Source organism: Bradyrhizobium sp. SZCCHNS1022, from assembly GCF_032484835.1.
Taxonomy (GTDB): Bacteria; Pseudomonadota; Alphaproteobacteria; order Rhizobiales; family Xanthobacteraceae; genus Bradyrhizobium.
Genome location: NZ_JAUETT010000001.1, coordinates 2,874,763 through 2,886,358, shown reverse-complemented (window position 1 = coordinate 2,886,358; position 11,596 = coordinate 2,874,763). Strand labels below are relative to the sequence as shown.

The following is an 11,596-nucleotide window of genomic DNA, read 5'->3' as shown; positions in this document are numbered from 1 at the left end:
TGCTGGATATTTCGTCTTGCGGATCGCATTACCTCAATCCTAGAATTCGGCACCACGTTCCGGAATTTGGAACTGAATGGATCCAACCATGAGCGCCCTCACCTCCGCTATCGACATCCTGCGCTGCTTCTCCACCAAGCGGCCGAACCTCTCCTTCGCCGACGTCCAGGCGCTGACCGGTAAGCCCAAGAGCTCGACCTCGCGGCTGCTCCGGTCGTTGCGGGACTGCGGATTGCTGGAGCAGGACCCGATTAGCCGCCGCTACCGACCGGGCTTGCTGACCTTCGAGCTGGGACGGTTGCACCGCGCCCATGACGATCTGATCGCCACGGCGGAGAACGAGCTCCGCGAGGTCTGCGCGCGCACCGGCCACACCGGCTACATCGCGGTGCTTGACGGCTACCAGCAGGTGGTCCTGCGCATCGTGCCGGGATCGAATCCGCTGCGTGTCGTCAATCCGCCGGGGCAGCGAACACCCGCGATCATCACCTCGAACGGCCGCGCGATGCTGGCGCGGTTGTCGGACCCCGAGATCCGCGCCCGGGTGCCGCTCGATTATCCGAAAGTGCCGGCGAACTCGCCGCAGAATTTCGAACAGCTAATGGCTCGCCTGAACGAAATCCGCCGCACCGGCGTCTCCGATGCCGCCGACGAGGCGATCGAGGGCGTGGGCTCGCAGGGCTTCGCGCTGGCGAGCGGCGATACCCGCGAGCTGATCGGTATCGCGATCTCCTACTCGGTCCAGGCAACGACGGAAATCGAGCGCGCCATCGTCCGCCGCGAGCTTGCCGCCATGGCCGAGAAGTTGCGGCGCCTGACCGGCGATCCGCTCGGACAGCCCCTGGAGCGCCGCGCCGGATTGGCATCCTGATGCGCCGCACCGCCGGGCCCCCCATCAACGGCCTCGCGCTATTGATCCTGCCGAGTGCGCTTCTGTTCGCGCTGTTCTTCTTTCTGCCGATCGGGCTCATGGCCGTGATGAGCCTGCTCACCGGCAATCCGGTGGTGATGCCTCACGTGGCCTGGACGACCAAGCATTACGCGCGGATCGTCGAGGACAGCTATTATCTCGACGTGGTCTGGACCACGATCCGGATCGGACTCTGGACCACCTTGATCGCGCTCGTGATCGGCTATCCGCTGGCGCATTGGATGGCGCGGATCAAGAGCCGGACCGGGCATGCCCTGCTGTTGATGGCGGTGCTGGCACCGATGCTGACAGGAATCGTGGTGCGCACCTTCGCCTGGATGACGTTGCTGTCCGACAAGGGCGTGATCAATCAGATCCTGCTCTCATTCGGCCTCATCGGAAAGCCGCTGCAACTGATGTATAATGAGACCGGCATCATCATCGGACTGGTCCACATCTATGTGCCGTTCATGGTGCTGACCCTGACCGGCGTGATCGGCCGCATCGACGAGCGGCTCGAACAGGCGGCGGAAAATCTCGGTGCCAGCCCTTTGCGCGCTTTTCTCGAGGTGACCTTGCCATTGAGCCTGCCCGGCGTTCTCGCAGGCTCGCTCCTGGTGTTCGCGCTCGCGATCAGCGCCTATGTGACGCCGATCCTGCTCGGCGGCTTCCAGATCATGACCTTGCCGATCCTGATCTATCAGCAGATTTCGGCGAACTTCAACATCGGCTTTGCCGCGGCCCTCGGCATGATGCTGCTCGTGATCTCGTTCATGCTCGTCATCGCCTACAACCATATGCTTGGACTGTTCTCCGGTCAGCGCGAGCTGCAGTAAGAGGGTGATGGATGACGACATCAGTGACGCCCTCGCGGACCATGGCGCAACAGGGACTCGCGACCGCGAGCCCCGCGGTTCGGGCATCGAGCCGTCGGCCTGTCCCACGGCGCACCGGCCGCACCATCTATCTTGCGGCCAACATCGCGGTCCTGGTGTTCCTGCTGGCGCCGATCGCGATCGTCTTCGTGTTCGCGCTCAATCCCACGCCATTCATCCAGTTTCCGCCCGTCGGCATCTCGCTGCGCTGGTTCGAGAAGTTCTTCTCGGCACGCGACTTCATGCACGCGCTGATCTTCAGCCTGGAAGTTGCGGTCTTGACGACCGTGGCGGCCACTGTACTCGGCGCCTCTGCCGCGCTCGCGATCGCGCGCGGCAATATTCCGGGAGCGCGGGTCATCATCGCCACCATGCTGTCTCCCTTGATGCTGCCGGCGATCCTCACCGGCCTCGCCCTCTTCCAGGCCTATGTGCTGCTCGATGTCGGCCGGCCGCTCTGGGGCCTCGTCGCCGGCCACACGCTGGTCACTATCCCTTACGTCGTCCGCACCACGCTCGCCGTGCTGCATAATTTCGATATCAGGCTGGAGGAAGCCGCGCAGAATCTCGGCGCGAGCCCAGCGCGCACGTTCTTTGAAGTGACGTTGCCGCTGGTCAAGCCGGGCGTGCTCGCGGGCGCGATCTTCGCCTTCATCGTCTCGTTCGATCAGTTTCCGGTCTCGCTGTTCCTGGTGTCGCCAGGCAACGAGACGCTGCCGATCACGCTGTTCAACTATCTGAAGTTCGACCTTGACGGCACCATCGGCGCCGCCTCAGTTGTCTCCATCCTGCTCGCCTTCTTCGTCGTTATCGCGCTCGACCGTACCGTCGGCCTGCGCTCCACCGTCAAACTGTAACGGAGATCTTGGACATGACGCCCTCATCGCGCCCGCATCTCAGCCGTCGCCATCTGCTCGCCGCCGGCGCTTCGCTCGGCGCAGGCCTCCTCGCCGCGCCCTACGTCGCGCGCGCCGAGGAGCCGGTGCTCAACATCACCGGATGGGGCGGCAAATGGGGCGACGTGATGAGCGCCGAGATCGGACCGGCGTTCGAGAAGGAATTCAAATGCAAGCTGAGGACCGACACGGCGCTGCCGTTCCTGCCGAAGCTGCAGGCGAGCTCGCGCTCTGCGCCGATCTATGACGTCCTGCATACCAACTCCAACGAGCAGTGGGCCGCGGTCGAGATGGGCCTGGTCGAACCCAAGATCGATCCGAAGCTGGTGCCGAACATTGCCGATGTCTACCCCTATGCCGTGAGCGACAAGATCGCCGGAATCTGCATCTTCACCAGCGCCATCGGGCTCGGAATGCGCACCGATAAGGGCTACGGTCCCATCACCTCCTGGAAGGAATTGTGGGACGCGAAGTATAACGGCGTCCGCGGCGGGTATGTGATCCCGGTCAACAGCCTCGGGCAGGCCTTCCTGATGATGTGCGGCACGCTCTATGGCAAGGGGCAGACCGATCTCGATGCCGCCTATACGGCACTGGAAAAGCTGAAGCCGATCAAGCTGGTCGACTTCACCGGCGCGATGGAGAAGCTCTTCCTGTCGGGCGAAGTCGGTCTCGGCGTCATCCACGATTCCGGCATCTACCGCTACGACGGGCAGAACCAGCCGATTGATTTCATCACGCCGAACGAAGGCGTGCTATCGCTGGAGCAGGTGCTGACGATCACGCCCGGCAGCAAGATGAAGGAGCTCGCCAACGCCTACGTCAACTACATGCTGCGGCCCGAGGTACAGAAGCGGCTTGCCGAGACCGTCTGGTATTCGCCCGCGAACAAGAAGGTGAAGCTGGAGGCCAAATACGACGCCAAGCTCCTGACCACGCCGGAGAAGGTTTCCAAGCTGATCCAGGTCGACTGGAAATGGTACAACGCCCAGAAGGATGCGATCGACAGCCGCGTCAACCGGATCTTCCGGGCATGAGCGCGGCCATCGAGATCGCCGAGGTCAGCAAGGTCTACGACGGCGGCGTCCGCGCCGTCGATGCGGTCGCGATGGATATCAGGGCGGGCGAATTCTTCTCGCTGCTCGGCCCGTCCGGCTGCGGCAAAACCACCACCTTGCGCATGATCGCCGGTTTCGACACCCCGAGCTCGGGCGAAATTCGCGTCGACGGCACGGACATCACCTACATGCCTGCGCACAAGCGCGACATGGCGATGGTGTTCCAGAATTATGCGCTGTTCCCGCACCGGACCGTCGCCGAGAACGTCGCCTTCGGCCTGCGCATGCGCAAGGTCGACAAAGCGACGATCGCGACCAAGGTGAAGGCCGCATTGGCCATGGTTGAACTCTCCGGCATGGAGGATCGCCGGCCGGCGCAGCTGTCCGGCGGCCAGCAGCAGCGCGTGGCATTGGCCCGCGCCATCGTGATTGAGCCGCGCGTGCTCCTTTGCGACGAGCCGCTCGGCGCGCTCGACAAGAAGCTGCGCCAGCAGATGCAGTTCGAGCTCAAGCAGCTGCAGAAGAGCCTGGGACTGACGCTCGTCTTCGTGACCCACGACCAGGAAGAGGCGCTGGCCATGTCCGATCGCATCGCCGTGATGAATGCGGGCCGGGTCGAACAGGTCGGCACGCCGGTCGAGATCTATGATCGCCCGCAGACGCGCTTCGTCGCCGACTTCATCGGGGACACCAATATCTTTCGCGGCCCGTGCGTCTCGATCGGCGATAAAGCCGGGATTGCGGCCGGCAACGGCCTGGTGCTGATACTACCCGACGCCCCCGCCGCTGATGGCGGCGTGCTGTCGGTGGCGCTGCGGCCGGAGAAGATCCGCATCGCTCCGCAAAACGATGCGACGGGATCAGTCAAAGGCGCAGCGGCGAACGGCACGGTCGAGAGCACCAATTTCCTCGGCGGCGCCGTGCTCTATCGCATTGCGCTCGAGAGCGGCCATCGCGTCCTGGCGCAGCAGCCCAATGCGGGCGCAGCGCAGCTTTATGCACCCGGCGCTCCGGTCACGCTGGGTTGGACGCCTGCCGATCTCGTCATCCTCAAGGATTAGTTCTGAACATGAACATGCCACTTCAACACCGGCGCATGGGCGTCGTGGTGATCGGACAGAGCCCCCGGCCCTCGGTGCAGGCGGAGATCGCCGCCGTGTTGTCGCCAGGGATTGCGATCGAATTGCGCGGTGCGCTCGATGGCATGAGCCGCGAGGAGATCGATGCGATCCCGCCGGTTGATGGCGCCGACTCGCTGTTCACGCTGCTGCCCAATGGCGACAATGTCCGTATCAGCAAAAAGGCGGTCGAAGGTCGCGCCAACGCGCAGCTCGCACGCTTCAAACAGGAGGGCATCGATGTGACGATGCTGGCCTGCACCGGCAAATTCCCCAACCTTGCGCCGGATGGCCTGGTGATCCTGCCCTCCGCGGTGCTGCATCGGATGGTCGAAGCCGTGCTGCCGAAGGGCCGGCTTGGCGTGTTCTCGCCACTGCCGGAGCAGACCGCGCTGATCGCCGGCAAATGGCAGCGCGAAGGCGTCGAGGTGGTCGGCGTTACGCTGCAGCCCGGCTCGGACGATGCGGCGGTCGACGCGGCCGCGCAAGAGATGGCGAGCAGACAGCCCGATCTCGTGGTGCTCGACTGCATGAGCTACAGCAGCGCCAACAAGGCGCGGGTGCGTCAGCACTATCCGGGACCGGTGATCCTGTCGATCGCGGCGGCCGCACGAGTTATCGAGGAGCTGATCTCGTGAGCGCGGCCGAACGGAAGACGATCAGCCTCGAAGAGATCGAGGCGCTGGCGGTCGGCGCGTGGATTCTCGGCACCGGCGGCGGCGGCAGTCCTTACCTTGGCTTGCTCAATCTGCGCCGGCTCTATGCCGAAGGCCATCGCGTGCAGCTGATGTCGCCGCTCGATCTCGATGATGATGACTGGGTCGCGGTGGTCTCCAACATGGGCGCGCCGCTGGTCGGCCAGGAGCGGCTCGCCGACAGCCGCAGCATCGCGCGCGCGGTGCGGATGCAGGAGGAGATCAACAATATCAAGTTCCGTGCGGTGATGTCGGTCGAGATCGGCGGCGGCAACGGCGTGCAGGCGCTGATGGCCGCGGCTCATCTCGGCATTCCTGTGGTCGACGCCGACTGCATGGGCCGCGCCTTCCCAGAGGCGCAGATGACGTCGGTTGCAATCGGCGACCTGCGCCCCTACCCCTGCACGCTCTACGATCCCCGCGGCATCGAGGCCGTCGTCACCAAGGTCCCGAGCTGGAAGTGGATGGAGCGGGCGAGCCGCAAGATCTGCGTCGAAATGGGCTCGATCGCCTCCACCAGCAAGGCGCCGCGCACCGGGCGCGAGGTCAAGGATTGGGGCATTCATTTCACCACCACGAAGGCGATCCGCATCGGCCAAGCGGTGCAAGAGGCCAATCATCGTCACGAAGATCCCATCGCGGCGGTCCTTGCCTGCGAGGGCGGCCAGAGGCTGTTCACCGGCAAGATCGTCGACGTGGCGCGCCGTACCACCGAAGGTTTTTTGCGTGGCAGCGCGGTCGTGGAGGGCAGTGATGCCGATCGCGGCACCAAGCTGAAGCTGTCGTTCCAGAACGAATGGATCGTCGCCTGGCGCGATGGCGAGGCGATCGCGATGTCGCCGGACCTGATCTGCGTGCTCGACAGCGTCAATGGCCACGGCATCGGCACTGAGACGGTCCGCTACGGCCAGCGCGTCACCGTGGTGGCGCTGCCCGCGCCCGCGGTGCTGACCAGCCCTCGCGGGCTCGAATTCGTCGGCCCGCGCGCCTTTGGTTATGATCTCGATTTTAGGTCGCTGTTTGCGCCCCCCGGAGTTTGATTGATGAAGCGTATTGGTATCGATGTCGGTGGCACCAACACCGACGCCGTCCTGATTGCGGACGACAAGGTGGTTCATTCCGTCAAATGCCCGACCACCGCCGACGTCACCTCGGGCATTCTCGCCGCGCTGAAGCTGCTGCGCACGAAGCCCGCGGCAGCGGTGCCGGTCGATGCGGTGGTGATCGGCACCACGCATTTCATCAATGCGGTCGTGCAGCGTCGGCACGTGCAGAAGATCGGCGCGGTCCGCATCGGCATGCCCGCCTCCGCCTCTCTGCCTCCCTTCTGCGACTGGCCGGCCGATCTCGCCGCCCTGGTGAGTGGCGAAGTGTTCATGCTTGAAGGCGGCCACGACTATGACGGCCGCCCCTTCATGCCGCTCGATGTCGCCGGATTGAAGGCTGCTGCACGGAAGGTCAAGGACCGGGGGCTGCGCTCGGTCGCGGTGAGTTCGTCCTTCTCGCCGCTCGATCCGAGCTGCGAGACCACCGCGCGCGAGATATTCGCCGAGATCTGTCCGGACGTCGCGGTCACCTTGTCGCACGATCTCGGCCGCATCGGTCTGCTCGAGCGCGAGAACGCCGCGCTCTTGAATGCCGCGCTTCACGATCTCGCGGTGACGACCGTGGCCGCCTTTCGCAAGGCGATAGCCGATTCCGGCATCGATGCGCCGCTGTTCCTGACCCAGAACGACGGCACCGTGATGCAGGCGGAGATCGCAACGGCTTTTCCGGTGATGAGCTTCGCCTCAGGCGCCACGAATTCGATGCGCGGCGCGGCCTATCTCTCGGGCCTCGACGATGCAATGGTGGTCGATGTCGGCGGTACGACCAGCGACATCGGCCAGTTGCGCCACGGCTTTCCCCGCGAAGCCAATGCGGTGGTCGAGGTCGGCGGCGTCCGAACGCTGTTCCGCATGCCCGACCTGCTCTCGATCGGCCTTGGTGGCGGCAGCCATGTGGATGAGGATCCGGTCCGCGTCGGCCCGCTCAGTGTCGGCTACCGGCTGACGGAGGACGCGCTGGTGTTTGGCGGCGGCAGGCTCACTGCCACCGATATCGCGGTTGCAGCAGGCCTCGTCGACATCGGCGACCGCACGCGCGTCGCGCAGCTGGGCAGGGGTCTGATCGAGGCCGCGCTCGCCGATGCCCATCGCAAGCTCGCCGACGACATCGACCGCATGAAAACCGAGGCCGGCGATGTGCCGCTGCTCGCGGTCGGCGGCGGCGCTTTCCTGGTCCCCGATCGGCTGCCCGGCATTTCCGAGATTGTGCGGGTGCCGCACGGCGACTGCGCCAATGCGGTGGGCGCGGCGATTGCGCAAGTCAGCGGCGAGGCCGACCAGGTATTCCGCGATCTCTCCCGCGAGGAGGCGATTGCGGCGGCACGCGGCATCGCCGAGGATCGCGCGGTGCAGGCCGGCGCCGCGCGCGAGAGCCTGAAGACGGTCGATGTCGAGGACATGCCGATCGCCTATCTCCCTGGCAATGCGCTGCGCGTGCGTGTGCGCGTTGCCGGCGCGATCGCCGATCCGAATGTCGATGCGGCGGCGTAAGCCGTCGCTTCTCGATCAGGCAAGATCGGCAATCCGCAGCACCCCGGCCTCGCCCATCTCGGCATAGGCGCGCGCCAACGAGCCACCGAGATCGATTGCCCGGCAGCCGGCGTCGATCACGACGGCCTCGAAGCCGAGCCGCCGTGCATCCATCGCCGAATAGTGCACACAGAAATCGGTGGCGAGCCCGGCCAGAAACACGCGCGCGAGTCCGCGCTCGCGCAAGTAGCCGGCGAGGCCCGTCGGGGTGATCTTGTCGTTCTCGAAAAATGCCGAATAGGAATCGATCGCGCGACGAAAGCCCTTGCGGATGATCAGCTGCGCTCTATCGGTGTCGAGCCTGGCGTGGAACGCGGCGCCCGGCGTGCCCTGCACACAGTGATCCGGCCACAACGTCTGCGGACCATAAGGCATGGCGGTCGTCTCGAATGGCGCGGCACCGGGATGGCTCGAGGCAAACGAGCCGTGGCCTGCCGGGTGCCAATCCTGGGTCAGCGCCACGTGATCGAATTGCTGAGCGATGCGATTGACGATGGGCACCACGGCATCGCCATCGCCGACGGCCAAAGCCCCTCCCGGACAGAAATCATTCTGGATGTCGATGACGAGCAGCAAATCCTCGCTCGGGCGTATCTGCATGATCTCCGCAACCTGCACTGATTATTGTCGATATCCAAGCATGGCGAGCGGAGGAGCCAACCGCAAGCGGCCGTTTAATATTTCTGTCAAATGGCGCGCCCATAAGACACGGACGCACGGGATACGCAGCGGGTTGCAGCGTGCCGCTGTGAGGTTCCCAAGCACGCTCATGACGACCGTCTCATCTGATACCGATCGCAATTCGGCAGCTTCGCAAGCTTTCAAAGCAACCGGGCTTAGTCTTGCGGCATCTGAGAGGCGCGGAGCCCTGGCAAGCTGGGCCCTACTCCCGATCGTCGCTGCTTCGGGCTTTGCCGGGCTCGGTTACGAGATCGTGTGGACGCGGCAGCTCAGCCTCGCCCTCGGCACGGAGATGATGGCCGTGCTCGGCGCGATCGCTGGCTTTTTTGCTGGCCTCGCGCTCGGCGCCTTCGTGCTGGATGGCCTGATCCGGCGCACGCGCTCGCCGGCCCTGGCCTATGCCGCACTCGAAATCGTCATCGGGCTGTGGGGCGTCGTCGCAATCTGGCTGTTGCCCGCTGCGGGCCGCGCGCTGGCCCCCCTGCTCGGCACGGAGCCGGCGCCAGCCCTGTTGTGGGCTGCAAGCTTCGCCCTTCCAACCCTCGCGCTGTTGCCTGCAACGGTCGCGATGGGCGGCACGCTCGCCGCCCTGGAACGGATCACGCGCGAGTTGCAGGGCAATCCGCGCGTCAGCGCCGGCGTCTACGGTGCCAACACCGCTGGCGCCGTTGCGGGCACGTTGGCCGCCACCTTCCTGCTGATCCCTACGGTCGGCTTCTCCGGCACGCTTCTATCTCTCGCCGGCATCAATCTGCTCTGTGCATTCGGCGTGCTTGCGCTGACTCGAGTCGCACAGCCGGTCGAGCCCAAAGACGCACAAACACAGCCCCGGAACATCGGCGATCTGCGGCTCATGCTGACGCTGTTTGCGACCGGCTTTCTCGGCATCGCATTCGAGGTGCTGGTGGTGCGCCTCGCGGCCCAGGTACTCGAGGATACGGTCTATACATTTGCCGGCCTGCTTGCGGCCTATCTGCTGGGCGCCGCGGGAGGCGGACTGATCTGGCAGCGCATGGCCGGCGGCGCGCGCGACGGCGGTGACGGCCGGCTGCTGGGATTAACGTCGTTCGCCTGTCTGGTCACGGCGTTCCTCATTCCGGCAATCCCGTACATCGCGGAATTAGCGCGTGAGTTGGGGATCATCGGTGAGCTTGCCGTGGCGATGGCGCTGTTCCTGCTGCCTGCAGCCGCGATGGGCGCGCTGTTCGGGCAGTTGGCCCAGCATGCGCGCGATCAGCGCGGGTCGCTCGGATGGGCGGTCGGCATCAACAGCATCGGGGCGGCGTTGGCGCCACTGGTTGCCGCACAAATCCTGATTCCCGGGCTCGGCGCATGGACGGCGCTGCTCCCCGTCGCGCTCGGCTATCTCCTGCTCCTGCCGCCGCGTCGGATGGCACTGGCGTGGTCGGCAGCGCCCGTCCTCGCCGCGCTGGTGCTGGGGCTCCGTCCGACACCGCTGCTCACACGCGTTCCCGCGGGCGGTTCGCTGCTCGCGATGCGCGAAGGACCGATGGCCACCGCAAGCGTGGTCGATGATGCCTCCGGCACGCGCTATCTCGAAATCAACGGCCATTTCCGGATGGGCGGCACCAGTTCGAGCCGTTCCGATTATCGCCAGGCGACGTTGCCGCTGCTTCTGCATCGGGCGCCGCGCAGCGCGCTGTTTCTCGGCATCGGGACCGGCGCCACGGTGATAGGGGCTGCGCATATGCCGGGCGTCAACGTCCACGGCGTCGAGCTGTCGCGCGAAGTGGTGGAGCTGTTGCCCTACTTTGCCAATCCGGCGGCGGACGATCGCATGCCGCCGATCACGGTCGCGGATGCACGCCGCTATGTTGTTGCGGACAACCGCAGTTATGACGTCATCGTCGCCGACCTGTTTCACCCGGCGCTCGATGGCAGCGGCGCGCTCTACACGACCGAGCATTTTGCAGCTGTCAAACGCCGGCTCGCGCAGGGCGGCATCTTCTGCCAGTGGCTGCCGCTCTATCAGCTCGACCTGCCGTCCTTGCGCGCGATCATCAGAAGCTTCCTGGCGATCTATCCGAACGGATCGGCCTGGCTCAATCATTACAGCGTTCGCACACCGATGCTGGCCTTGATCGGTCCGACCGGTGCGGGTGATCTCGATCTCGCCGCGGTAGCTGCGCGACTGCGCGATCCCAGCCATCGCACCGTGCTGGAGCCGCTCGGCTTCGAGACGCCGATCGATCTGCTCGGACAGTATGTCGGCGGACCGCACGCGCTTACCGCCTTTGCGGGCGAAGGTCCGCACAATACCGACGACTATCCCTTCGTGACCTTTGATGCGCGCCGAAATGTCGTCGCATTGACGGCGCCGCCCTGGTCGCTGCTGCTCTCGGTGATCAGAACCATCCAGCCCGATCCCGCCGAGTTGCTCGCGGAGTCGCAGCGCGATGACCTTGGCGAGAGGCTGCGCGCCTATTGGCGCGCCCGCGATCGTTTCCTGGAGGCCGGGGCCGCCCTGCCCGGAGACCCGCGTGGCAAGGCATTGATCGAGGCCGCGTCGCCGGGTCTCCTGGCGGCGCTCCGCCTCAGCCCTGAATTCGATCCGGCCTATGGACCGCTGATCGGCATGGCCAGGTCATTGCTGGGCTCCGACCGAGTTGCAGCACAGCACCTGCTGCAGGCGATCGCCGCGGCTGCGCCGGCGCGCAGCGATGCGCGCGAGCTGCTGGCACGTGAGTTCGGCCGCTAAGCGCTCAT

At 65.3% G+C, this 11,596-nt stretch carries 10 protein-coding genes; 9 read left to right on the top strand and 1 reads right to left on the bottom strand.

Translation table 11 applies throughout. The features are described from left to right. Window positions 1–88 precede the first annotated feature (88 nt). From QX071_RS13055 to QX071_RS13020, 8 genes are read left to right on the top strand one after another with little or no spacing between them, the layout of a single operon-like run. A complete protein-coding gene (locus tag QX071_RS13055; protein ID WP_315706915.1) occupies window positions 89–871 on the top strand; it encodes an IclR family transcriptional regulator in 783 nt (260 codons plus the stop codon). Next, window positions 871–1,746 (top strand): ABC transporter permease, encoded by an 876-nt coding sequence (locus QX071_RS13050; RefSeq protein ID WP_315706914.1) that lies wholly within the window; start codon window positions 871–873, stop codon window positions 1,744–1,746. Before QX071_RS13055 ends, QX071_RS13050 begins: the two co-directional genes overlap by 1 nt. 11 nt (window positions 1,747–1,757) lie before the next feature. Further along, complete coding sequence (locus QX071_RS13045) at window positions 1,758–2,642, top strand: ABC transporter permease (RefSeq protein WP_315706913.1); 885 nt, start codon at window positions 1,758–1,760, stop codon at window positions 2,640–2,642. Between the two features lie 14 nt (window positions 2,643–2,656). Next, window positions 2,657–3,718 carry an extracellular solute-binding protein gene (locus QX071_RS13040; RefSeq protein WP_315706912.1) on the top strand — a complete coding sequence of 354 codons (1,062 nt, stop codon included), beginning with the start codon at window positions 2,657–2,659 and terminating at the stop codon, window positions 3,716–3,718. Further along, window positions 3,715–4,800 carry an ABC transporter ATP-binding protein gene (locus QX071_RS13035; RefSeq protein WP_315706911.1) on the top strand — a complete coding sequence of 362 codons (1,086 nt, stop codon included), beginning with the start codon at window positions 3,715–3,717 and terminating at the stop codon, window positions 4,798–4,800. Before QX071_RS13040 ends, QX071_RS13035 begins: the two co-directional genes overlap by 4 nt. An 8-nt stretch (window positions 4,801–4,808) precedes the next feature. Next, a complete protein-coding gene (locus tag QX071_RS13030) occupies window positions 4,809–5,495 on the top strand; it encodes an AroM family protein (RefSeq protein WP_315706910.1) in 687 nt (228 codons plus the stop codon). Then, window positions 5,492–6,592, top strand: a complete 1,101-nt coding sequence (locus QX071_RS13025) for a DUF917 domain-containing protein (RefSeq protein ID WP_315706909.1) — start codon at window positions 5,492–5,494, stop codon at window positions 6,590–6,592. Before QX071_RS13030 ends, QX071_RS13025 begins: the two co-directional genes overlap by 4 nt. A gap of 3 nt (window positions 6,593–6,595) precedes the next feature. Continuing rightward, entirely contained in the window at window positions 6,596–8,149 is a 1,554-nt protein-coding gene (locus QX071_RS13020) for a hydantoinase/oxoprolinase family protein (RefSeq protein WP_315706908.1), read from the top strand. A gap of 15 nt (window positions 8,150–8,164) precedes the next feature. On the opposite strand, the gene pncA is transcribed toward QX071_RS13020, so the two are convergent. Then, window positions 8,165–8,788, bottom strand: a complete 624-nt coding sequence (gene pncA / locus QX071_RS13015; RefSeq protein WP_315706907.1) for a bifunctional nicotinamidase/pyrazinamidase — start codon at window positions 8,786–8,788, stop codon at window positions 8,165–8,167. A gap of 169 nt (window positions 8,789–8,957) precedes the next feature. Here pncA and QX071_RS13010 point away from each other — a divergent pair, with 169 nt between their 5' ends. Further along, on the top strand, window positions 8,958–11,588 hold the full coding sequence (locus QX071_RS13010; protein ID WP_315706906.1) for a spermidine synthase: 2,631 nt from the start codon (window positions 8,958–8,960) through the stop codon (window positions 11,586–11,588). Window positions 11,589–11,596: the final 8 nt, after the last annotated feature.